This window comes from uncultured Sulfitobacter sp. (genome assembly GCF_964021855.1).
Taxonomy (GTDB): Bacteria; Pseudomonadota; Alphaproteobacteria; order Rhodobacterales; family Rhodobacteraceae; genus Sulfitobacter.
In genome coordinates this window covers 377,651-398,155 of record NZ_CAXHZD010000004.1, presented here as the reverse complement: position 1 = coordinate 398,155, position 20,505 = coordinate 377,651, and the positions used below count along the sequence as shown (strand labels likewise).

Annotated in this window: 20 protein-coding genes; 19 read left to right on the top strand and 1 reads right to left on the bottom strand. The window is 54.4% G+C overall.

Features of this window, described 5'->3' with window-relative positions; genetic code table 11:
* Nucleotide 1: 1 nt before the first annotated feature.
* Nucleotides 2-1,255, bottom strand: a complete 1,254-nt coding sequence (locus AADJ11_RS15385; protein ID WP_341235395.1) for an efflux RND transporter periplasmic adaptor subunit — start codon at nucleotides 1,253-1,255, stop codon at nucleotides 2-4.
* Nucleotides 1,256-1,563: 308 nt separating this feature from the next.
* Between AADJ11_RS15385 and AADJ11_RS15380 the strand changes: the two genes are divergently transcribed.
* The 19 genes from AADJ11_RS15380 to AADJ11_RS15290 all read left to right on the top strand — a co-directional run bounded on the left by AADJ11_RS15380 (nucleotide 1,564) and on the right by AADJ11_RS15290 (nucleotide 20,494).
* The gene (locus tag AADJ11_RS15380; RefSeq protein ID WP_341235394.1) at nucleotides 1,564-2,778 is read left to right on the top strand and encodes a Hint domain-containing protein; all 1,215 of its coding nucleotides are present in this window, start codon (nucleotides 1,564-1,566) and stop codon (nucleotides 2,776-2,778) included.
* Nucleotides 2,779-2,965: 187 nt separating this feature from the next.
* Nucleotides 2,966-3,544 (top strand): hypothetical protein, encoded by a 579-nt coding sequence (locus AADJ11_RS15375; protein WP_341235393.1) that lies wholly within the window; start codon nucleotides 2,966-2,968, stop codon nucleotides 3,542-3,544.
* Between the two features lie 26 nt (nucleotides 3,545-3,570).
* On the top strand, nucleotides 3,571-6,105 hold the full coding sequence (locus AADJ11_RS15370; RefSeq protein WP_341235392.1) for a methyl-accepting chemotaxis protein: 2,535 nt from the start codon (nucleotides 3,571-3,573) through the stop codon (nucleotides 6,103-6,105).
* 46 nt (nucleotides 6,106-6,151) lie between these two features.
* Nucleotides 6,152-6,709, top strand: coding sequence for a chemotaxis protein CheD (locus AADJ11_RS15365; protein ID WP_341235391.1), 558 nt, complete (start codon nucleotides 6,152-6,154; stop codon nucleotides 6,707-6,709).
* 4 nt (nucleotides 6,710-6,713) lie between these two features.
* Nucleotides 6,714-6,989, top strand: coding sequence for a hypothetical protein (locus AADJ11_RS15360; RefSeq protein WP_341235390.1), 276 nt, complete (start codon nucleotides 6,714-6,716; stop codon nucleotides 6,987-6,989).
* The gene (locus tag AADJ11_RS15355) at nucleotides 6,986-7,354 is read left to right on the top strand and encodes a response regulator (protein WP_341235389.1); all 369 of its coding nucleotides are present in this window, start codon (nucleotides 6,986-6,988) and stop codon (nucleotides 7,352-7,354) included. The genes AADJ11_RS15360 and AADJ11_RS15355 overlap by 4 nt, the downstream gene beginning before the upstream one ends.
* 2 nt (nucleotides 7,355-7,356) lie before the next feature.
* On the top strand, nucleotides 7,357-9,462 hold the full coding sequence (locus AADJ11_RS15350) for a chemotaxis protein CheA (RefSeq protein WP_341235388.1): 2,106 nt from the start codon (nucleotides 7,357-7,359) through the stop codon (nucleotides 9,460-9,462).
* A 23-nt stretch (nucleotides 9,463-9,485) separates the two neighbouring features.
* A complete protein-coding gene (locus AADJ11_RS15345) occupies nucleotides 9,486-9,932 on the top strand; it encodes a chemotaxis protein CheW (RefSeq protein WP_341235387.1) in 447 nt (148 codons plus the stop codon).
* Complete coding sequence (locus AADJ11_RS15340) at nucleotides 9,929-10,840, top strand: protein-glutamate O-methyltransferase (protein WP_341235386.1); 912 nt, start codon at nucleotides 9,929-9,931, stop codon at nucleotides 10,838-10,840. The genes AADJ11_RS15345 and AADJ11_RS15340 overlap by 4 nt, the downstream gene beginning before the upstream one ends.
* Nucleotides 10,827-11,213, top strand: a complete 387-nt coding sequence (locus tag AADJ11_RS15335) for a response regulator (protein ID WP_341235385.1) — start codon at nucleotides 10,827-10,829, stop codon at nucleotides 11,211-11,213. Before AADJ11_RS15340 ends, AADJ11_RS15335 begins: the two co-directional genes overlap by 14 nt.
* Nucleotides 11,214-11,221: 8 nt before the next feature.
* Complete coding sequence (locus AADJ11_RS15330) at nucleotides 11,222-11,560, top strand: hypothetical protein (protein WP_341235384.1); 339 nt, start codon at nucleotides 11,222-11,224, stop codon at nucleotides 11,558-11,560.
* A 169-nt stretch (nucleotides 11,561-11,729) separates the two neighbouring features.
* A complete protein-coding gene (locus AADJ11_RS15325) occupies nucleotides 11,730-12,122 on the top strand; it encodes a hypothetical protein (protein ID WP_341235383.1) in 393 nt (130 codons plus the stop codon).
* Nucleotides 12,123-12,157: 35 nt separating this feature from the next.
* Nucleotides 12,158-13,813: a methyl-accepting chemotaxis protein gene (locus AADJ11_RS15320; RefSeq protein WP_341235382.1), complete on the top strand. Its 1,656-nt coding sequence runs from the start codon at nucleotides 12,158-12,160 to the stop codon at nucleotides 13,811-13,813.
* Nucleotides 13,814-14,295: 482 nt separating this feature from the next.
* Nucleotides 14,296-15,333 carry a LacI family DNA-binding transcriptional regulator gene (locus tag AADJ11_RS15315; RefSeq protein WP_341235381.1) on the top strand — a complete coding sequence of 346 codons (1,038 nt, stop codon included), beginning with the start codon at nucleotides 14,296-14,298 and terminating at the stop codon, nucleotides 15,331-15,333.
* A 112-nt stretch (nucleotides 15,334-15,445) separates the two neighbouring features.
* Nucleotides 15,446-16,765, top strand: coding sequence for a sugar ABC transporter substrate-binding protein (locus tag AADJ11_RS15310; protein WP_341235380.1), 1,320 nt, complete (start codon nucleotides 15,446-15,448; stop codon nucleotides 16,763-16,765).
* Nucleotides 16,766-16,917: 152 nt separating this feature from the next.
* Nucleotides 16,918-17,784, top strand: coding sequence for a sugar ABC transporter permease (locus AADJ11_RS15305; protein ID WP_341235379.1), 867 nt, complete (start codon nucleotides 16,918-16,920; stop codon nucleotides 17,782-17,784).
* Nucleotides 17,785-17,800: 16 nt separating this feature from the next.
* Nucleotides 17,801-18,631 (top strand): carbohydrate ABC transporter permease, encoded by an 831-nt coding sequence (locus AADJ11_RS15300; RefSeq protein WP_341235378.1) that lies wholly within the window; start codon nucleotides 17,801-17,803, stop codon nucleotides 18,629-18,631.
* Nucleotides 18,632-18,719: 88 nt separating this feature from the next.
* Nucleotides 18,720-19,724: an ABC transporter ATP-binding protein gene (locus AADJ11_RS15295; RefSeq protein ID WP_341235377.1), complete on the top strand. Its 1,005-nt coding sequence runs from the start codon at nucleotides 18,720-18,722 to the stop codon at nucleotides 19,722-19,724.
* Entirely contained in the window at nucleotides 19,721-20,494 is a 774-nt protein-coding gene (locus tag AADJ11_RS15290) for an L-iditol 2-dehydrogenase (protein ID WP_341235376.1), read from the top strand. Before AADJ11_RS15295 ends, AADJ11_RS15290 begins: the two co-directional genes overlap by 4 nt.
* The last annotated feature ends 11 nt before the right edge of the window (nucleotides 20,495-20,505 follow it).

Below are 20,505 nucleotides of genomic sequence, written 5' to 3'. Positions count from 1 at the left end.
GTCAGGTGCCCTCGGTCATGTCGACGATCACCCTGTCACCCTCGGCGATATCACCTGACAGGATGCGGGTCATCTGACCGTCTGTGTCACCCTTTTCGACAGGCACCTCGATGGCGACACCGTCGCGGAGCACCCAAACGGTGCGGGTCGACCCGGCCGTGTTTGCGTCATCGCGGGATGGTATAAGCAACCCCAGCAGTCCGCCGCCTTTGGCCTTGTCATCGTCACTGTCGTCCACCACCTGCGGGGGTGCAAAGCGTAGGGCGGCATTGGGCACCACAAGCGCGTTCTGGTGTTCAGCGACGATGATATCCGCCGTTGCGGTCATGCCGGGGCGCAGCATCAGCGCCGCGTTATCGATTGACAGGATCGCCTTGTAGGTGACCAACCCGTCAATTGTTTCAGAGGCATAGCGCACCATTGAGATGACCGCCGGAAATGTCTGATCGTCATAGGCGTCTACGGTGAATGTCGCCAACTCGCCCGGTGCGACACGCCCGATATCCGCTTCGGACACGTCAACCTGAAGCTCCATCTTGGTCAGATCCTCGGCGATGGTGAACAAGATCGGGGCAGAGAGCATGGCGGCCACGATCTGCCCTTCGTCCACATTGCGTTGCAGCACCAGCCCCTTGATTGGCGAGCAGATACAGGCCTTGTCCAGTTCGGCCTGTTGGGCGTCAAGCTGGGCTTTGGTCAGGTCCATATTTGCGGTGGCACGGGCCAAATCCGCCTTTGCGCGGGCCAACTGAGCCTCTGCCGCGTTCATGTTGGTGCGGGTGGTCACGCCGCGTTCGTCCAGTTTTCGGACCGTGTCGTAATTCAACTCGGCTTCCAACAGACTGGCCTTGGCGCTGGCGACCTGCGCTTCGGCCACTGCGTGGGATGCCTTTTGCACGGCCAGTTGCGCCTCAAGCTGGGTCGTGTCGAGCTGCGCCAAAAGCTGTCCTTCCGACACCGTGTCGTTGTAATCAACCAACACCTTTTTCATCGTGCCTGACAGTTCCGAGGAAATCTCGACCAGGTTTGTGGGCTCGATAGAGCCTGTCGCCGTCACCGTAACGCGTAAATCTGCCCGGCTGACCGCTTCGGTCAGATAGCTGACGGCCCGCCGCGTCGCGGCCTCGGTATTCCACCAGTATAGGCCGGCCCCAAGGACGACCACGGCCGCGATGTAGTAAGCCCAACGCGGAATTGGATGCCGGTGGCCGCCAACCCCAAGTGTCGCTTCGATTTCACTTTTCTTATCAGCCATAGCTATGCTCCGATGCGGATATGCAGGCCTTGTACCACCGCAACGCATTCCATCGGCTTGATACATGTCAAACCTGTGGATAGATCGCGCAATTTATGGTAGATACAGGGGCGGAACTTGGTCGGAAACCTATATAAACAGCTACATTAATGACACGATTGCGAATTCGATGAGGCGGTCAGGGGAGTAAAAATTGACCGAAAATTCCCGTGATTGTATCTCATTAGGGACCATTTTTAGGATGGCTAAGATATCGAAACCGCTCGTTTTTATTGTTGAATGAAAACACATACTCGAAAGGAAATTAAATGGCACGGATTTCCGAGTTTGAACAATCTGGCGGTGACCGGTTTGAGATCGCAATCAGCCCCGATGAATATGTGGACCTTCTTAGCGGTTTGCAGCTTCGTATTACGGCCTTTGATGAAAACGGCAACGAGGCGACAGACACCGTAAATGGTGGCACGCTGAGCTTTCTTTTACCGACAGATCAGTCTCAGTGGACGCAGGATGCCACCACGGGCGAATATGTCTATGTCCAGACAGTGGTCGGCGGTGGTTTCAATGACAACAACCATAATGTGCAGTATCAAGGGATTGTTCTGAGTTCGGTGAACGCATCGGGCTACGATACCGTCGAACAGGCCTTCATGATTGGTGGGTTCGGTGAAACCTACGATACAAATTTTGCCAGCACGATCAATTCCTCGTCTATTATTGAACCGGGCACCGATTTCACAGCTGTCGACCAATCAAACGTGGTCTGGACCGGTGGGGGAAACGACGATGCGACGATAAAATGGGACGCGCCGGACATAGACACACCGGTCGTGACCCGCGGATCAGATTTAGGCGACAGTGGATCAACGCCGCCGCCGTGTTTCGTCGCAGGAACGATGATTGCCTGCGAGGGCGGGGAACGCCGGGTTGAAGCCTTGAGGGTGGGGCACAGGGTACAGACCCAGCAACACGGGCTGCAAACGATCCGGTGGATCGGGCACCGGTATTTCTCGAATGATGAAATCGTCGCCGATGAAAAATTACGCCCGGTCCGTATCGCTGTCGACGCATTGGGTCCCAGAATTCCCGAACAGGATCTCCTGGTGTCGCGTCAGCACCGGATCGTGATGGAATCCACTGCCGTAGCCGAACTTGCTGATACGGACCGTGTGCTGATCGCTGCGCATCATTTGGCACAGCTCCAGCGTATATCCTGCGTTTGCCCCGCCAAGGGGGTGACATATTATCATATTCTGTTTGATCGCCACGAGGTAATATTCGCCAATGGTGTCGCCGCTGAAAGCTTTTACCTCTACAAATCGGCAGAAAGCGCTAAATGCCTGTCTGCCGACGATCTATTGGAGCTTGAGGAAAGCGGCCTGTTGAACGATCTTGTGCCGCCCGCTTGGCCAATTCCCGATAACAAGACGCAACGCGAGATCGTTAAGCAGCACGCGGCACGGGCGCGCAAGTTTGCACTGCCACTGGCAGCGCGGAATGTTCAGATGAAAGAGCTTACCTGAGCAACCAACGACAGCGTTATGACCCGCACGCGCAATGACTGGGTCAGGTCATGCTGGCCGGGAATATAAGGTTGTATTGCCTAAAATCGGCAAGAACTTGTGGTTGCGCTTAACAGCTTGCAAATACTTTTCCTCTTAAAGGGACCGGCCGGTATTTGGGCCGACACACCATTAAGAGGTCTTTCTAGTGCTGACCGTATTGCGCGCGATAACGTTGATCTTTGGCTTTGTAGGTGGGGCCGCATCTGCCGCGAATACGGCCGAAGAAAACGCAGTGGCATATGTTCTGGCGCAGATCGTTAACCTTGAAAACGAGGGGTCGATCTGGGCGGCGCTTGCGAAAAGCAACTATCGGAATATGAACTTGGATGCTCAGGAAATACGGGCCCAAGATGACCGGTGGCGCGCGGAAATCGGGGCCGGCAGGCCGGAACTTATTGGGCATATCTCGTCGGCAGCGGCGTCGGCCTATCTGCGCGCGCTGGTCGAAGGATCAGGGGGGCGCATTACCGAAATTATCGTGATGGATGCGACCGGCCTGAACGCTGCCATCAGCAATGTCACCAGCGATTATTGGCAAGGTGACGAGGCCAAATTCCTTGAGACGTTTCCACAAGGTGCCGGTGCGATCCATCAAGGTGAAATCGAATTTGATGAATCTGCAAATACCTATCAGCGGCAGATTTCGATGACTTTGGTTGACCCGATCATGCGCACCCCTGTTGGCGCAGTGACTTTCGGCATTGATGCCGCCGCCTTTCCCTAATTTTCCGAGTTTGTGAGAGCCAGAAAATGCCGATGCCAAAACGCGTGAATATTCTGCATTCAGTTGCGACAAAGTTTGCACTCGCTGCTGTGCTTTCCATTTCGATTGTGGTGCTGCCGCTGCTTGTTTTGCAGACGGCCTCACTGGGCTATCTGGCAAGTGAAACCTTGGGAACTCAAGCCGAAGATCGCGGTCAATTGCTGGCCTCGGCTTTGCCTGCGCCGGTTGCCTACCAAAGATATGCCGATATCGATGGCCTGTTCCGTCAGTTCGACGACCGCGGTGAAAGCGCCTTTATCAGCTATGTGGTTGTGGGTGCTGATGGCGCGATCGTCGCTGAATATGGTCCGAACACAGATGCAGCATTGGCTGATTTCGCCCGCAGCGCTATCGGTGCCGAAACTCATGTGGTGTCGAAAAAGACCCATCTGGCTGCTTTCCCGCTCATACATGGAAAAACCCGAAACGTCGGTGCGTTTGCAATGCGCTGGTCTGCGGACCCGCTTGCCGATTTTCTGGCGGCCACCCAGCTGAAATCTTTGATGGCCACTGGCATTATTGGCCTTATCGCGGTGGTTGCGACCTTCTTGGCGTTCCACGGCATCATCCTTAGGCCGATGTCTGCACTAACAAAAACCGTGGAGGCGTTGCGGCAGGGCGATTTCAAGACAGAGGTGGTAAGCGCCGCGCGACAAGACGAATTTGGAACGATGGGCAAGGCGGTGGAACATCTGCGCGCCGATCTTGAAGATGCGGCGGATGGGGCCCGTGAAGCAAGTTTTAAGCGTGAAGCGTTCAATAACTCCTCCGCAGCCCTGCTGCTTGCATACCAAACAGGAGAGATATTCGCCGTTAACCCGGCTTTTGAAGAGCTTTGTCAAAACCGCATCACACAGTTTCAAAACAAGTTTTCCGGCTTTGATCCGAAAGATTTGGTCGGACGTTCGTTAGAGCTTTTTCACGTTCTGTCTAGCCAGATGTTGGCGGAAATCGGGGCCGATGATGACGCGGCATTCGCGACGACGATTTCAATGGATGACGTCCGTATCTCTCTCAAGATCAAGCCGATCCGCGATAATAAGGAGAGCAAAATTGGCTTCGTTCTTGAGTGGCAAGACGTCACAGATGTCTGGAAAAGCACCGCACTGATCAACGAGATCAACGCGACCCAGCTTCGGGCCGAATTTTCACCGGAAGGGACATTACTCGACGAAAACAAGATTTTCTCGGCGACCATTGGCAGGGCCAAAGGCATGCCGGGGAATGTGACACTGGCGTCGCTTATGTCAAAGGACGCGGAAAATCTTGTAGCGAAACTTAAAAAAGGCCGGTCTTTTATCGGAAAAATGGTTTTCCGCGGCGTCGACGGCAGCGATGTCATTGTTGAGGGCAGCATTACATCGGTCATTGGCACCGATAATAAACCTTACCGTCTGTTTTTGTTGGGGCGTGACATCACCGAGGCAACACAAGCCGCAGAACAAGCCCAATGGGAACGTGCCGAGCTGAGCCATGAGCGGGCAAAGGTCGTTGATACGCTGCGCGTCGCCTTTAAACGACTGCGAGACGGTCATTTGCATGTGAACCTATCTGAACCCTTCGCGGATCGATTTGAAGAGTTGCGTCAGGACTATAACAATGCGGTGGGGCAGCTCTGCCAAGCGCTTGGCGGCATCGCCAGCCGGGCTGAGACCATTCGTAATGAATCGCAGGACATTAGCGGCACAACTGAGGTATTATCGCGCAGGACAGAAGGGACCGCCGCCACGTTGGAGCAGGCGGCCTCCGCTCTGGATGACCTGACTGCTGCCGTTCGTGGCACCGCTGAAGGTGCTCAGAAGGCTGATACCATCGTCGCAGAAGCCAAGAAAAATGCAGAAAAAAGCGGTGTCGTTGTCCTGAAAACAGTGACGGCCATGGATGAGATTTCAACCTCCTCCAAAAAAGTCGCGTCGATCGTTAAGGTCATAGATGACATCGCTTTTCAGACCAATCTGTTGGCCTTGAACGCAGGAGTCGAGGCGGCCAGAGCCGGAGATGCCGGCCGTGGCTTTGCCGTTGTCGCCTCTGAAGTTAGGGCCTTGGCCCAACGCTCTTCCGAGGCGGCAACCGAAATCAATGGTCTCATCGCGCAGTCGGTTGCCCAGGTAAAAATCGGCGTGGATTTGGTTGGCGAGACGGGCAAGTCCTTGGAAGAGATCGCAACCTCTGTACATGATATCTCAACTCAGGTTTCCGAAATCGCGATTTCTGCCAGTCAGCAATCTTTGAACCTAGAAGAAATTAACGGATCGGTCACGAAGCTTGATCAATCGACGCAGCAAAACGCGGCACGGCTGGAAGAGACAACCGCCGCAAGTGATGCCCTCAAACGGGAAGCGGCGGCGTTGGTGGAAACCATCTATCACTTCCAATTGGCGGAGCAGGTTGTCGATTTTGCCAAACCCAAAGCCAGCGCCGGAACGGCCCAGAAGCCAAAAATGGGAAAAATTGAACGTATGAAACCGCCCGTAAAACAAGCGGTTGAGAGCGCGGCCACGGGCACATGGACAGATTTTTGATGCAGATAATGATCATGTGCTTGGACATTCAGGAAAGGATCGTTCGATGGCGCTATGTCTAAGCGATCCGCCTATTTGGCCTGATCAAACCCAAGAGTTTTTTGTCGCCCAAGGTGAGTTCCAGGTTAGTGACGCACCTGATGTAGTATTGAAAACACTGCTGGGGTCCTGTGTGGCGACATGCCTTTTCGATCCTGTGGCGCGTGTTGGTGGGATGAACCACTTCCTGCTCGCGACGGGGCCGGATGGGGGCACCCATTCAGAACGATACGGGCTTTTCGCGATGGAGATATTGATCAACGGGTTGTTGAAGCTTGGGGCCAGAAAATCACGATTGCGCGCCAAAATTTTTGGCGGCGCGACAATGTCAGGAAGAATGGGCCATATCGGCGCAAAGAATTGCGAGTTTGCGATCAGCTTTCTTGAGATTGAAGGCATGCCCGTGGTCGCAAGCAGCTTGGGCGGGGGGCAGGCGCGGGCGATACGCTTTACACCGACGACAGGGCGGGTCAGCCAATTATTGGTCGATGATGACGACACCGGCGTCTTGACGCAGCACGCGCCAAATCGGTCTTTGGAAGATATTCAGTTTTTCGGGAAATGATGTGATGGCCTGTACAATAATGCTCCCCGATAGATTGCACTCTGGCAAGACAGACGACCTGATCCGGTTGCTTGCCAATCACAGCGGCCAAGACATCAAGATCGACGGTCGAAAGGTTCTGTCGGTTGGTGCGCGGGCTGCAGAAATACTCATGCGTTTTCAACAATTTTGCCTGTCGTCCGGACATAGCTTCCAAATTGAAGCCTCCGCAGATTTTAAAGAGGATTTGAGGCTTTTGGGAATGGCTGGCGCATTACTAGGAGAGGAACAACCGCTATGAGCATTAGTATTCTGGCGATTGATGATTCCCGGACGATGCGTGATCTGCTGCGCATGACCTTGGAGGACGCGGGGTTTTTCGTCACGACGGCAGAAGATGGTGCCGATGGCGTACAAAAACTGGCTGACGCAAACCCTGATGTGATCATCACGGACATAAATATGCCGGTTATGGATGGGTTTGGGTTTATTGAAACCGTCCGTGGGTCTGGGCGGAATAAATCCGTGCCCATTCTTGTCCTAAGCACGGAAAACAGCCCCGAGCTCAAGGACCGGGCACGCAGCGTTGGCGCGACGGGTTGGATCGTAAAGCCCTTTAACGACACCCGTTTGGTTTCGGCGATCCGTCGCGTTGCAAGGTTGTGAACATGTCCTCCCTTACTGAACTACGCCAAATATTTTTCCAAGAATGTGAGGAACAACTTGAGGATCTGACCGATGGTTTGAACGCGTTAGAGGCGGTCGCCGACGGGTCAAACCCCGACCCCGATGAGGTCAATAGCATGTTTCGCGCGGTACACTCGATTAAGGGGGGGGCCGCGTCATTCTCCCTTGATGCGATTGCACAGTTTGCCCACGCGTATGAATCAATTTTAGATGAATTGCGGGGTGGGCAGCTATTAATATCTTGTGAAGTGATACCGGTTTTTTACCGCGCAGCAGATTATCTGGCGGACTTGATCGCGCTAGGTGCGGCGGGATCAGAACCTGATCCGGATGCGCTTGCACTTCAGATGTCCGAGGTGAAAGCCCTATCCCAGACCGCGCTGGTGCCAGAGCCTGAGGATGATTTTCTCGCCGCTTTTGTACCGCTCGCGATGGAGGGTGACGGGTCTTTGCCCGCCGATATTGAGTTGGAAGGCCCCGCTTTCGATATCACATTCGCGCCGACGGCCGCGTTATATGCAAACGGGCATGAGCCCGCCCATCTGTTTCGTGAGCTTGAAACGCTGGGCCGGCTGAAAGCGCGCGTGGAGCTAAGCGGCCATGGGCCGTGGGATGACCGCGAGCCGGCGATAACATGGCGGTTGAGCCTTTCCACGGATCGGTCCGAGCGTGAAATTCGCGAGATATTTGAGTTTGCGGAGCCATATGCCGAGCTTCAAATTTCAACCAATACCGGCACGGAGGCTGTTATTCTGCCGCCCTTGATGGAAGCTGAAGCTGATGTCGAAGGGGCCGAGATTGATGATACGTCGATCAAGGCTAAAACCGACAGCCTAGCCGCAGGTCCGGCAGAGCAGGCACGTAAACCGCGCGCGTCGCATAAATCGACGGTTCGCGTCGATTTGGGCCAAGTTGATGAGCTGATCAATCTGGTTGGGGAGCTGGTGATAACCCAATCGGTGATGACCCAATCGCTTTTGGAACACAGCGGTGTGGTCAGCAGAAAGGTGACGGCGACGCTGGATGATTTCAAATCCCTCACAAGAACCATTCAGGAGGGGATCATGGCAATTCGCGCGCAATCGGTGAAGCCATTGTTCCAGCGGATGGCTCGTATTGTACGCGAAACGGCGCAAATCGCGGGCAAAGAGGTGCGGTTCGCGGCGGAGGGAGAGGATACCGAGGTAGATCGCATAATGATTGAACGCTTGGTTGATCCTTTGACGCACATATTAAGAAACGCGGTGGATCATGGCGTTGAAACGGGACCACAGCGGATCCAATCTGGAAAAGACGAAGCCGGATGCATTACGCTATCGGCGGCGCATCGGTCCGGTCGCGTGGTGATCGAAGTCTCCGACGACGGTGCAGGCGTACAGCGGGACAAGGTTTTGGCCTCGGCCATCGCCAAGGGGCTTGTGTCCCCGACCGCCCAGTTAAGTGATGGTGAAATAGACCGGCTGCTTTTCATGCCGGGGTTTTCGACTGCGGACGAGGTAACAAATCTGTCCGGGCGTGGCGTCGGGATGGATGTGGTGAACAGTGAAATCCGCCGTCTTGGCGGCCGGGTTGCGATCATTTCACACCCAGGAAAAGGGACGACCATTTCCATAAGCTTGCCGCTTACACTCGCGGTTCTGGACGGGATGATCGTTGAAGTTGGCGAAGAAACTTTGGTGGTGCCCATTTCGGCGATCCTTGAAACCATTCGCCCCGATGCATCGCAAATACATCAGATCGGCCCGTCCTCCCGTATGGTGGCGGTCCGCGATATGATGGTTCCTATCATCGAGCTGGGGCAAGTCTTTGGATATCAAAGCGGATCCGCCCCCCACAACGGACATATTTTGTTTATTGTCGAGGATGAGAAAGGAACGCTTTTCGCGCTTGCCGTCGATCAAATCCGGGATCAGCGGCAAGTCGTTATTAAAAGCCTTGAATCGAACTATGGTCACGTGCCTTTCGTCGCGGCGGCAACAATATTAGGGGACGGTCAAATCGCCCTCATCGTCGATTTAGACGAAATCACCCACCGAGTATCCAACACAACATCGACTTCTGTGAAGCACAAGAGGGCATACGCATGAGTTTTGAAGAGCGAAGAAAATCCATGAAGAAGATTGAATTCATTACGTTTTCAATCGGCGAGCAAGATTTCTGCATGGACATCATCCTGGTGAAAGAGATCCGCGGCTGGAGTAAGGTCACAACGCTGCCGCATTCTCCGGCGGATGTGTTGGGGGTGATGAATTTGCGCGGCGCTGTTGTGCCCATTGTCGATCTGTCGGCGCGTTTGGGGCTGGGCCGATACGACGCAACTGATCGTGACGTGATCATCATTACGCTTATCGGGGACCAGACTGTCGGGTTCGTTGTGACCGCCGTGTCCGATATTGTGGAGCTGTCGCATGACAACATTCAGCCGATGCCAAATATCGGTGAGGGCACCGAAAACAGGTTCGTAAAAGGGATTGTCACATCTGACGACAAAACCCTGCGCGTTTTGGATATCAACAACATAGGGGACTCTATGGCCCAAGCGTGTGAAATTGCATGACGAGCAAAGACACCTCCATAGCCATTGGTCGCGGTGAAATACTGTTGTCGACCACCGCATTTAACGGCATCCGCGCGCTTCTCAAAAGCAAAACGGGGATCCATCTCGAGGAAAGCTCAAACAGTTTGATCCTGTCACGGCTTTCGTCCCGCGTGCGCCGTCAGAAATTGCCGGATTTTGATGCTTATCTTGCGCATGTTTGCACCCCAGGTGGCGCGCAAGAACTGGTTCAGATGATCAATGCACTGACGACCAACACCACGCGGTTTTTTCGTGAGCCCGGCCATTTTGAACTGCTCAAAGCCGAAGTGCTGCCGAAACTGATCGAAAAGGCGAAACGAGGAGAGCGCATAAGGCTGTGGTCGGCGGCATGTGCAAGCGGTGAAGAGGCATATAGCATTGCCGCGCTTGTTCTCGACATTTTTCCTGATGCGCTGGATTTCGACATCCGCATTTTGGGAACGGATATCGATACGCATATGTTGCAGCATGCGAAGACCGGTATTTACCCTAAAAGGTCAATGAATGGGGTGTCCGAGCCCTATATCGGTACACTATTCGAGGCTGATCGGGGCGACGGAAAGCTTCATATCCGCCAATCGTTAAAAGACATGACAACATTCCGGTACTTAAACTTTGTAGAACCGTGGCCGGTGCGCGGCCCATTTCACGTAATTTTCTGTCGAAATGTCGCAATTTATATGGACCCTGAAACGCAGTCGCGAATTTGGCGGGGCTTGGAAAACGTTTTGGATCAAGAGGGTGCGCTTTTTATCGGTCACTCCGAACGCATTGGTGCTGATTTGGCCCTTCAACTTGAGCTGTTCGGCCCGACGTCTTTTCGCCGACCGTTAAGCTTTTTAGGGCAGAACATGAGCAAAAAGGAGCGCGGCGATGTCACTACGTGAAACTGTAAAAATACTCGTCGCTGACGATACAAGCGTAAGCCGTGGCCTTATTTGCAATGCTTTGTACGAGATCGGTTTTACAAATGTAGATGTTTGTAATTCGGGCGATGCTGCCTTTGTCAAAGCGACGCGAGAGGGGTTTCATCTGGTGATTTCGGACCAGAATATGCCGGGTATGTCGGGACTGGAGCTATTGGCGAACCTGCGGTCGCAGAAGAACACCGCGCGGATCGGTTTTGTATTGATAAGCGGCGCTATGAACCGGGAAACTCTTGTCGCGGCCCAAAAATGGGGGCTGAATAACTTCCTGACCAAGCCGTTTGATACGCCCAAAATGAAGGCCTGCCTTGAAACCGTGATTGGCCGCCTGTGACTTCGGTGATGTTGACATGGGCAGAGCTTTTTCAGGGTCTTGAGTGTGAGTTAAACAATGTTGAACAAATGGCGCGCCGGGTCGATGAAACAATCGTGACAGTGTTAAAGCTCGGTGAAAAACTGTCAGATGATCAAGCTACAGTGCTGCAAGAAATGGATGTTCTCATCCAGACGGTGGAAGACCTCAGAAATTTTTCAGCACATCTGAAAACCGAGATGGTTACCTGTCAAAGCATTGAAATTGAGCCTGCTTTAGAGGTTTTACGCCTTGGTCGCGTTCGGGATAATTTAAGTCAGGTTAAGCACGACGAAACATCGGATCATGGGCAAGTTACCATTTTCTGAACATCACTCTCCACACTTTCTAAACTCTTTTGGGCAATGCTGACGTTCATGCGGGTTGCCCATCTGCGTTGACGAATGCGCAGGCGACAGGCCTCAACATAAGCCGGTCCAATCGCCGTCTACATCTCGATGAACGGGGGCAGGTTCGAAAAATGGAGTCTGTGAATAAGTGACTGGTTTAGCTGAAATCCGGCGAACAACAGGCGGCAGGACAGTAGGTCCGCTCTTTGCATGTGCGCCATGGGTTCTGGCGGCGTTGTGTCTGGTGGCACTTGTCGGGCCGTTGACATCTATTCTATCGAACGCGGGGCGGCTTGATCGGCAGGACCTGTATATCGTCTTGTCATTTGGTGTCTCTGATCGCTTTCTAGACCAACTTGATCTGGCAGGTGGCAGGGAAGTGGGGCCGGTTCGCCCCTTGTTCAGTCAGTTTGTCACGGTCGCGCCGGCAGGGCATGCCCGATTGATGATGGCGGGTTATCGTCTACTCCCAGCGGGCCTATTGGCCGATATTTGTGGCGTTTCAGGTGACGTATCGTTGCCGATGGTACGGAACTCGTGAAAATGGAAATTAATTCACTCAGGGCGTCAGTGAAAATGGTCTTTGCGCTTGCGATCGCCTTGGTCCCTTGCGTCCTGATCGCCGCGTTTATGGTGGGGGGCAACTACATTTGGGCTGTCTCTGTCTCACTTTGTTTTTTGGTGTTCGGTGCCTTGATGGCGCGCGGCCAGCGATTGTTGACAACCATTGGGGCCGCACTTGCCCTAATGGGGCAAGCCATTGCTTTGAATGGGGCTTTTCAGGGACATGCGTGGCAGATTGATAGCCATATGCTGTATTTTGCGCTGCTTGCCTCATTGGTCATTTTGCGCAGTATACCTGCTTTGCTTTTCGCGGCAGCAATCATCGCCCTTCACCACGCATCGCTTTCCGTATTGATGCCTTCCCTGATTTATCCCACCGGCGGGCTATGGGAAAATATCGAGCGGACCTTGCTTCACGCTGGAATTGTCGTTTTGGAAACGGTGGCGCTCGTGATCACTGTCTTACAGCTGGTAAGTCTGGAGCGCGCGACGCAATTGAAGACGAATGAACTGCTTGAGAGCTTGGCAGTTTCTGATGCCGCGCGCAAAGAGGCGCAGCTTTCTCAAAAGCAAGCCGAAGAAGCCAAGCAAGACGCGCAGCAGGCACAGGAACGGGCTGAAGCGACTGTGCTTCAACTCGAGGCCGCAGAGGTGACCCGGCAGTCAGCTGAGATTGAAAAGCATAAGATTCAGAAAAATCACGACGAACGAGACAAGGCAAAATCGCAAGAGCAGGCCTTGGTCGTTGAGGCATTGCGCATCGCGCTGAGGCGGTTAGGGACAGGGGATCTGACCGCGCGTATCTCTCGGTCTCTGCCAAAGGAATACGACGAACTGAGAGATGGTTTTAATGCCGCTGTCCGCTCGCTCGAGGAAATGGTGTCTGAGGTTGCGACGCGGTCGATGCAGATGGATGCGGAGATTCATGAAATCTCTATGTCGACCAACGATTTGGCCCTTCAGACTGAACAGCAGGCCATGACGCTTGGCAGTACGTCTTTGGCATTGGGGGCATTAACGCGGATTGTCAAAGAAAACGCCGATAGCGTTGATGAGGTGAACGGTTCGTCGCAAAGCGCCCAATTGAGCGCGAAACAAAGCGGCGAAATTGTATCTGATGCGTCCGTTGCCATGCAGTTGGTCATGGGCGAAGCGCAGGAAATCGCCAAGATCGTCGAGGTTATTGATGCCATATCATTTCAGACCAATCTTCTTGCGCTAAATGCGGGGGTCGAGGCGGCGCGGGCAGGCGATGCTGGCCGGGGCTTTGCCGTTGTCGCATCAGAAGTGCGCGCGCTGGCCCAACGTTCCGCAGAAAGCGCGACGGATATCAGGACAATAATTAGCCGTTCAGAAGAGCAGGTTGCAAGGGGATCAAACAAAATCTCGGACAGCGTGTCGGCGCTTGAGAAAGTGGTGGCCGCTGTGCAGGGGATAACAGAGAGAATGGAGCTCATCGCGGGCAGCACGCAACAACAAAGCGTGGAGATATCATCAGTCAATGCGTCGGTTGGTGATCTGGGCGCTGCGACACAGCGAAATGCTGCGCAGTTCGAGCAGACAAATGCCGCCTGCCTCAGTCTTGCTCAAAACGCCAGTACCCTGCGGGAACTGACGGAGCGTTTCAAAACTGCCAAGACCGAGATGGAGAACTGGAAAGTAGCTTAGGAATCGGCGGGCGTATTATCTGGTGCCGTTGAGAACTTTCTAATTGTTGATGCCTATTCGCCCCCGGCGAAGATGGGTTCCAAGACGCGCGATACCTGCGGTAGTCGCGTAAATATGGAAGTGCGATCTGCGGATCGCCTTGCGCTTGCCGAGTATCCTTAGAGTTGCGTTCCGTTAACTCCGGATCACCGGTTTTGTCTGCTCGTTACGTGACAGGGCAGGTGGGAAATGGTATCGCTCAGCTGTGAAATGTGCCCCAACCAAAGCGGGACGCACCGTGCCTTGGTGCCCAGATACCGAAGTCACTGGCCATCCACTGGACATACCAATTGCACAAGGGACGCCGCGTACTCGCAGAACATTGATTTGAGGATTGTAGATCAGCAGTCAATATTTTCCGCGCGTTAAAATCTGGGTGGCGACATTCGCTTTTCTTTACCCTAGTGTTCGGTTGAGCGCAGGTAAGACAAGGAAAAGCAGCGATGGCAAAACCCGAGATTCACACGATGGAAGAGCTGTCAGCTGCGATTGGCGTTTCGCGGCCAACCTTGTCGCGGTATTTTCAGGATCCGACCAAGGTTAGCAAATCCTCGGTTGAGCGGATCCGCCGCGGGTTGGAGCAGGTTGAATATATTCCGAATTTCTTTGCGACGCGGATGAATAGGAAAACGACCGGGATGATTGGCGTCATCATTCCCTACCTAAATGACCTGTTTTTCACACGTTTGCTTGAATCGATTGAGCGCGCGGCCATGCGGGCGGGGTACACTGTTATTACGCAGTGCTCGCATTCCGACCCCGAGATCGAAGCCCGCGCTGCCGAGACGTTTTTATCGATGAACGTGGATGGGGCCGTTGTGGCACCTCTTGGAAACCACAGCGATCTTAATGTGTATGAAAGGCTGAATTCGCGGCTGCCTTTTGTATTGATGGATTCGCGACCCGCGCGGCTGTCCGGTGTGGATTTTGTTGGCACGGATCATGTTCAAAGCACTGGCCTTATTACCGAATATCTTACGCGCGTGGGTGGCCCGCCGGTATTTTTGGCGATGCCGCGGGTGAACTTTAACGCCCTTGAGCGCGAGATGGCGTATACATCCAAAATGCAAGAATTGGGGCTTGAGCCGACCATCATCGGCATGGAGTCCCTGAACGCTGAGGGGCATTTTGAGGCGCATGGCCTTGCCGTACTCGATCACTATTTTTCCAAGGGGGATTTCATAAACGCGTCGATCCTATGCGCCAATGACCGTGTGGCGATTGGTGCATTGCGGGCTGCAGCACAGCATGGGCTTGAGCCTGGGACCCTGCGCCGCGGTGGTTTGCGAATCGCTGGTCACGACGATTACCCGCTTTCGGAGTTCATGATTCCGACATTAACGACCGTCGCGCAGAACGTTCAGGCGATCGGGCAGGCGGCTGTGGACCGATTGATAGAAAAGTTGCGCGTGGAAAAACCTCAGTCCAATCAAACGGTTCAACTTATGGACGGTGTTTTAAAGGTGCGCCAATCCGCTTAACACTGTTTCGATTGCTGCGTTGCAGCGTCTAAACCTGAAATATTAAGTTGACGAAATGTAAATTTGCTCCCTATTCTTAACACGTGTAAAAAACGTCTTTGGGAGGACAACCATGAAACTCAAGCATCTTTTGCTGACCTCTGCGGTCGGCTTTGGCCTGTCTGCTGGCATTGCCGCCGCAGATGCGCACGGCACGACCATTACAATCGCAACAGTTAACAACGGCGACATGATCCGCATGCAGGGTCTGACCGAAGACTTTAACGCCAAGCACCCCGACATCACAGTCGAGTGGGTCACGCTGGAAGAAAACGTATTGCGTCAAAATCTGACGACAGACATTTCTACTGGTGGTGGTGCGTATGACGTCATGACCATCGGCACATACGAAGTGCCAATCTGGGCCAATAACGGTTGGCTGGTGTCCTTGAACGAAGGCATGGCCGACGATTACAACAAAGACGACCTGTTGCCTGCCATCGCTGGCGGTCTGACCGTGGACGGAGAGCTTTATGCATCGCCGTTTTATGGTGAATCCTCGATGGTCATGTATCGCACAGACCTGATGGAAAAAGCCGGCCTTGAAATGCCCGACGCGCCAACATGGACATTCATCCGTGAAGCGGCCGCCGCCATGACCGACCGCGCCAACGACATCAACGGCATCTGCGCACGCGGCAAAGCGGGCTGGGGCGAGAACGGTGCCTTCCTGACCGCGATGTCCAACTCCTTCGGGGCGCGCTGGTTCGATGAAGACTGGAACGCACAGTTTGACAGCCCAGAATGGGCCGAAACGCTGAACTTCTATCTGGACATGATGAATGAATCCGGCCCAGCGGGTGCAGCAAACAACGGTTTCAACGAAAACCTGACGCTGTTCCAACAAGGCAAGTGCGGCATGTGGATCGACGCAACTGTTGCGGCATCCTTTGTAACTGGCGCAGATTCCACCGTTGCGGATAAGGTTGGTTTCGCACTGGCACCTGACAACGGTCTGGGCAAGCGCGGCAACTGGCTCTGGGCATGGTCCTTGGCGATCCCGTCCTCCTCGGAAAAGCAAGACGCCGCCAAGACATTCATCTCTTGGGCAACTGGCCCGGCCTATGCTGAACTGGTTGCGGGTAACGAAGGTTGGGCCAATGTGCCTCCCGGCACACGTACATCCTTGTACGAAAACGCCGACTACCTTGCCGCTGCACCCTTTGCGCAGATGACATTGGAAAGCATCCTGTCCGCGGACCCAACGAACCCAACTGTTAAGCCCGTGCCATATACAGGCGTACAGTTTGTTGCGATCCCCGAATTTGCAGGCATCGCCAACCAAGTGGGTCAGCAGTTCTCGGATGCTCTTGCGGGCAACCAAACAGCTGAGCAAGCCCTTGCAAACGCACAAGAACTGACCACAGAAGAAATGGAAGCAGCAGGCTACTAAGCCGCAGTATCCAAGGGGCGGCGCGTTCGGCGCGCCGCCTGCCTATCTCGAACAGCACTTAACCAACGTCTGGCTTTTTCGTGAGGTCCATGTGACCTTTCGCAAGCGCCACCCCCATTTGTTCTTCATACCTAACCGTCAGGAGCTTTGTTATGGCGACAGCACATTCAAAATCCGCAGCCCGTTTCATGATCGCGCCCGCTGTTTTTGTCTTGCTGGTGTGGATGCTGATCCCGCTGTGCATGACGCTCTACTTCTCGTTTGCGGATTATCGCCCGATGCGCGGCGTGTTCGACGCGTGGATCGGGTTTGACAATTACGTGCGCTTTTTCAGCTCAAGCTCATTTATCAAATCGTTGATGACGACGCTTTGGATGGTGGGCAGCATCTTGCTGATTACGATCACCGGCGGGGTTATGATGGCGCTGCTGTTGGACAAGCCGATGTTCGGGCAGGGGATCGTGCGCATTCTGGTGATCGCGCCGTTCTTTGTCATGCCCACGGTGTCGGCGCTGGTTTGGAAGAACATGTTCTTTAACGTCGACAACGGTCTGTTTTCCTACGGCTACAAGTTCTTTGGCCTGCAACCCTATGATTTCCTGAGCCAATCACCGCTGTTTTCGATCATCGTGATTGTTGCGTGGCAATGGTTGCCCTTTGCGACCCTGATTTTGCTGACGGCTGTACAGTCGCTGGACAGCGAACAGCTTGAAGCCGCCGAGATGGATGGTGCCCCAGCAGTTGCGCGGTTTAGGTTTATCATTCTGCCGCACCTGAGCCGCGCGATCACGGTTGTGATCTTGATCCAAACGATCTTTCTGTTGTCGATCTTTGCTGAAATTTTCGTCACCACCAATGGTGCCTTCGGGACCCGCACATTGACCTATCTGGTCTATCAGCGGGTGCTAGAGAGCCAGAACATCGGGCTTGGGTCCGCTGGTGGTATCGTCGCTGTCATCCTGGCCAACATCGTCGCGATCTTCCTGATGCGGATCGTTGGCAAGAACCTCGATAACTGAGGAAAAGGAGAGCCCCATGGCCCGTGCCATTACAACTCAGAAAAAGGTCATGTGGACCGCGCTTGCGTGGGCATTTGGTCTGATGATGTTCTTTCCGATCCTCTGGACATTCATGACATCGTTCAAAACCGAAGCCGCGGCAATTTCCGATCCGCCGGTGTGGTTGTTTTTTGATTGGACGCTTGAGAACTATGCCGCTGTTCAGGAGCGGTCGAACTATCCCAAGGCGTTGATGAATTCGATCATCATTGCAGTCGGGTCGACCTTGCTGGGTATCTTGATCGCTGTGCCTGCCGCTTGGGCGATGGCCTTTGTGCCCGGTCGCAAGACCAAAGATATCCTGCTTTGGATGCTCTCGACCAAAATGCTGCCTGCCGTTGGTGTTCTGTATCCGCTGGTGTTGCTGGCCAAATGGCTGGGCGTCATGGACAGCCGGATTTTGCTGATCGTCGTGCTGATGTTGATCAACCTGCCGATCATTGTCTGGATGCTGTACACCTATTTCCGCGAAATCCCGGGCGAGATCCTTGAGGCCGCTCGGATGGACGGTGCTGGCCTGCGGTCCGAGATCATCTATGTACTGACGCCAATGGCCTTGCCGGGCATCGCATCGACCATATTGCTGAACATCATACTGGCGTGGAACGAGGCGTTCTGGACCATTCTGCTGACAACCGTGAACGCAGCCCCTTTGACCGCCTTTATCGCCAGCTTTTCTGCCCCCGAAGGGTTGTTTTATGCCAAGCTCTCGGCCGCTTCGATGATGGCCATCGCGCCCATTCTGATCATGGGCTGGTTCAGCCAAAAGCAGCTTGTGCGCGGTCTTACTTTCGGTGCGGTCAAGTGATGTTACCACGCCATCCATTCAAATCCACGTCGGTCTGCGACCGGCTTGGGGTCTGTTCCAGACCCCGCTTAACGGGAGAACTTTCATAATGGGCAAGATATCCCTGAACCAAGTCACCAAAAGCTTTGGCGATGTGCAAGTCATCCCACCGCTTGATCTTGATATTAACGAAGGTGAGTTTGTGGTTTTCGTCGGGCCGTCAGGCTGCGGTAAATCCACCTTGCTGCGCCTGATTGCGGGTCTGGAAGACACCACATCCGGCCATATCAGCATTAATGACCAAGACGCGACCACCTTGCCCCCGGCCAAGCGCGGCCTTGCGATGGTGTTCCAGTCTTATGCGCTGTATCCGCATATGTCGGTGCGCAAGAACATCGCCTTTCCGATGCGTATGGCGGGTGTGGACGAGGCAACGCAAAAGGCCAAAATCGACGCGGCTGCGGCGGCGTTGAACCTGACCGATTACCTTGACCGCAAGCCCGGCCAATTGTCCGGTGGGCAGCGTCAGCGTGTGGCCATTGGCCGTGCCATCGTGCGCGAACCGGCGGCGTTCTTGTTCGACGAACCACTGTCGAACCTCGATGCCGCCCTGCGCGTCGGTATGCGGCTCGAGATTATGGAGCTTCATAAAAAGTTAGAAACCACAATGATCTATGTGACCCACGATCAGGTTGAAGCCATGACAATGGCCGATAAAATCGTCGTGCTGCAGGCCGGGGTGATTGAACAGGTTGGATCGCCGCTTGAGCTTTATCACAGCCCGCGCAACAAATTCGTTGCGGGCTTTATCGGCTCGCCCAAGATGAACCAGATCGAAGGGCCAGAGGCCGCAAAACATGACGCGACCACCATTGGCATCCGCCCCGAACACCTGACCGTTTCCAAAACCGAAGGCGCTTGGAAAGGCCGGGTTGGCGTGGCCGAACACCTTGGCTCTGACACCTTTATCCACGTGCATGACACTGGGTTGATGGACATGATGACCGTCCGCATCACCGGCGATATCGAAGCGCGCCACGGCGACACCATCTATCTGACGCCGATGGAGGATCAGATGCACCGTTTTGACGCCCAAGGTTTGCGCATCGGATGAAACGTCTGTCGGGGAAATCGGCCCTGATCACCGGGGCAGCGCGCGGCATTGGCCGTGGCTTTGCAGCGGCTTTTGTCGCTGAAGGGGCCACGGTGGCGATCGCCGATATCAATCTTGAGGCAGCGCAGGCAGCGGCAGCTGAACTGGGCGATGCTGCCTATGCCGTACAGATCGACGTGACTGATCAGGCCAGCATTGATGCGGCGGTGGCATCGGTGGTGTCGCAGGCGGGCAAGCTGGATATTCTGGTGAATAACGCCGCACTTTTCGACGCGGCTGAGACCGTCAACATCACCCGCGACAGCTTTGACAGGCTTTATGCGGTGAATGTGGCGGGCACGCTGTTCACCATGCAGGCCGCCGCCGCGCAGATGATCAAACAGGGGCACGGCGGCAAAATCATTAACATGGCCTCCCAAGCGGGCCGCAGAGGTGAGCCGCTGGTGCTGGTTTACTGCTCGACCAAGGCCGCCGTGATCTCGATGACGCAATCGGCGGGGTTGGATTTGATCCGCCACGGCATCAACGTTAATGCCATCGCACCCGGCGTTGTTGATGGTGCGCATTGGGATCATGTCGATGCGATGTTTGCCAAGCTGGAAAACAAGAAACCCGGTCAGAAAAAGGCCGAAGTCGCAGCAGGGGTGCCTGCGGGCCGCTTTGCTGTTCCCGCGGATTTGACGGGCATGGCGGTCTTCCTCGCGTCGCCCGACGCCGATTACATCGTGTCCCAAACTTATAACGTCGACGGTGGCCAGTGGATGAGCTAAGCGCGTCCGGC

Excerpts from the sequence above, each read along its gene's own strand:
- AADJ11_RS15305 (WP_341235379.1), top strand. The coding sequence starts at position 16,918 with ATGGCGACAGCACATTCAAAATCCGCAGCCCGTTTCATGATCGCGCCC.
- AADJ11_RS15385 (WP_341235395.1), bottom strand. The coding sequence starts at position 1,255 with ATGGCTGATAAGAAAAGTGAAATCGAAGCGACACTTGGGGTTGGCGGC.
- AADJ11_RS15335 (WP_341235385.1), top strand. The coding sequence starts at position 10,827 with ATGTCACTACGTGAAACTGTAAAAATACTCGTCGCTGACGATACAAGC.
- AADJ11_RS15295 (WP_341235377.1), top strand. The coding sequence starts at position 18,720 with ATGGGCAAGATATCCCTGAACCAAGTCACCAAAAGCTTTGGCGATGTG.
- AADJ11_RS15290 (WP_341235376.1), top strand. The coding sequence starts at position 19,721 with ATGAAACGTCTGTCGGGGAAATCGGCCCTGATCACCGGGGCAGCGCGC.
- AADJ11_RS15315 (WP_341235381.1), top strand. The coding sequence starts at position 14,296 with ATGGCAAAACCCGAGATTCACACGATGGAAGAGCTGTCAGCTGCGATT.
- AADJ11_RS15365 (WP_341235391.1), top strand. The coding sequence starts at position 6,152 with ATGGCGCTATGTCTAAGCGATCCGCCTATTTGGCCTGATCAAACCCAA.
- AADJ11_RS15360 (WP_341235390.1), top strand. The coding sequence starts at position 6,714 with ATGGCCTGTACAATAATGCTCCCCGATAGATTGCACTCTGGCAAGACA.
- AADJ11_RS15330 (WP_341235384.1), top strand. The coding sequence starts at position 11,222 with ATGTTGACATGGGCAGAGCTTTTTCAGGGTCTTGAGTGTGAGTTAAAC.
- AADJ11_RS15320 (WP_341235382.1), top strand. The coding sequence starts at position 12,158 with ATGGTCTTTGCGCTTGCGATCGCCTTGGTCCCTTGCGTCCTGATCGCC.
- AADJ11_RS15340 (WP_341235386.1), top strand. The coding sequence starts at position 9,929 with ATGACGAGCAAAGACACCTCCATAGCCATTGGTCGCGGTGAAATACTG.
- AADJ11_RS15350 (WP_341235388.1), top strand. The coding sequence starts at position 7,357 with ATGTCCTCCCTTACTGAACTACGCCAAATATTTTTCCAAGAATGTGAG.
- AADJ11_RS15310 (WP_341235380.1), top strand. The coding sequence starts at position 15,446 with ATGAAACTCAAGCATCTTTTGCTGACCTCTGCGGTCGGCTTTGGCCTG.
- AADJ11_RS15345 (WP_341235387.1), top strand. The coding sequence starts at position 9,486 with ATGAAGAAGATTGAATTCATTACGTTTTCAATCGGCGAGCAAGATTTC.
- AADJ11_RS15380 (WP_341235394.1), top strand. The coding sequence starts at position 1,564 with ATGGCACGGATTTCCGAGTTTGAACAATCTGGCGGTGACCGGTTTGAG.
- AADJ11_RS15300 (WP_341235378.1), top strand. The coding sequence starts at position 17,801 with ATGGCCCGTGCCATTACAACTCAGAAAAAGGTCATGTGGACCGCGCTT.
- AADJ11_RS15355 (WP_341235389.1), top strand. The coding sequence starts at position 6,986 with ATGAGCATTAGTATTCTGGCGATTGATGATTCCCGGACGATGCGTGAT.
- AADJ11_RS15370 (WP_341235392.1), top strand. The coding sequence starts at position 3,571 with ATGCCGATGCCAAAACGCGTGAATATTCTGCATTCAGTTGCGACAAAG.